At 57.3% G+C, this 1,735-nt stretch carries 2 protein-coding genes; both read right to left on the reverse strand.

All coding sequences use genetic code 11. From position 1 onward, the window contains the following. Positions 1–827: hypothetical protein (locus lacNas_RS11070; RefSeq protein WP_201346867.1), on the reverse strand; the 827-nt coding region annotated here is incomplete at its 3' end. Between the two features lie 162 nt (positions 828–989). Then, positions 990–1,735 (reverse strand): glycosyltransferase family 2 protein (locus tag lacNas_RS11075; protein WP_201346868.1); only part of this gene is annotated, 746 nt, incomplete at its 5' end.

Below are 1,735 nucleotides of genomic sequence, written 5' to 3' on the forward strand. Positions count from 1 at the left end.
TGGCGCATCGTCATCACGACCGCCAGGACAAAGAGGCAGACGGCCAGCAGGGCCGCGTACACGGCCACGCGCAGGCTCCGGTTCCGGTAGCTCCAGCCGCCCTTGGGCGAAACGTAGATCTTCCAGGTTCCGCTGGACTTGCTTGGCCTAAAGCGGTAGGTCACCGGCTGGTCAACCGCGGCCTTGGACCGGGTCATCAGGCGGTAATTCCGGCTGCTGACTGAGCTTTTGAACAAGCGGTAGTTGAAGTCCCACTGGTCCAGGTTTTCCAGGCTGGCCTTCAACAGCAGGTCGGCCTTGACCGCGACGATCGCGAAGCCCCACAGCTGCTTTTTCACAAAGACCGGCCGGTAAAAAATCAGCCCTGTCTCCCCGCCCTTGAGCGTCACCGGCCCCTGCATGACCACGCTGTGCTTGCGCACGGCGTAAGCGCGGACCGCGGCTTTGGAAAACTGCGCATAGGCCGCCCGCATTTCGGCGTTGACGCCGGAAGCAGCCCGCCAGCTGCCCTTGGCCGTGACCAGGTAAAGACCCTGCACGTAATTGATGGCCGCCAGCTGCTGGCTTCTTTTAGCGAAATTGGTCACCCGGCCGTTTTCGTCAACGGTCGTCTGCGCCAGTTCCCGGCTGATGCTTTCTGCCTGCGCCAGGTTGGGCGTCAGCGACTTGGTCACTACTTTGGCCGACTGCAGGGCCCGCTGCTCTTCCGCCCGCTTGTAATAAGCGTAGCTGCTTTGAGCCGCGACGCCGACAAACAGCGCCAGGCACAAAAATATCACGGTCAGCAGGCCATAATCCTGCCACTGCATTCCGCTCTTGTCCTTCATCAAATGTCTCCTTCAAAATTTTGCCTCTCATTATGACACAAAAGTTATAAGAATTACAGTAAAAAGACTTATCATCCGCAAGAATAATTGCGATACAATTATAATAATCTGCAAAATGAATCAAAAAAAGCGCCTGCTTGCGTAGCAGGCGCTTTATCTTCGTCAGTCGATTTTCTTGACGTCTTTGATGTTTGATTCGCTGGAAATGTAGTGCGGCCGGTGCTTGCTTTCCATGTAGACCTTGGCCAGGTATTGCCCCATCACGCCCAGGCTGAGCATGATCAAGCCGCCGATAAAGATTACCACGCAGATCAAGGATGCCCAGCCGGCTACCGGGTCCCCCTTGATCAGCTTGCGCAGGATGATCACGACCAGCATGACAAAGGACAGCCCGGTCATAAGGAAACCCATCCAGGAAGACAGGTTCAGCGGCACCAGGGAGAAGTTGATGATCCCGTCGATGGCGTACTTGAACAGCTTCCAGAAGTTCCACTTGCTCTCGCCGGCAACTCTTTCCACGTTCTCATAAGGCAGCCAGTAGGTCTTGAAGCCGACCCAGCCGAAAATCCCCTTGGAGAAGCGGTTGTATTCGCTCATTTCCACGATCGCGTCGACCATGTCCCGCTTCATCAGGCGGTAGTCCCGGGCCCCATCGACCACGTCGGCATCAGAGATCTTGTTGATGATCTTGTAGAACTTGCGGGCAAACCAGCTTCTGACTGGCGGCTCCCCCTTCCGGTCCTCCCGCCGGGTGGCAACGCTGTCGTATTCGCCGGCGTCCAGGATCTTGATCATTTCCGGCAGCAGGGCCGGCGGGTCCTGCAGGTCGGCGTCCATCACGGCCACGTAGTCGCCGCTGGCATTGACGAAGCCGGCATACATGGCGGCCTCCTTGCCGAAGTTCCTTG

It is taken from the genome of Lactobacillus nasalidis (genome assembly GCF_016587775.1).
GTDB classification, from domain to species: domain Bacteria; phylum Bacillota; class Bacilli; order Lactobacillales; family Lactobacillaceae; genus Lactobacillus; species Lactobacillus nasalidis.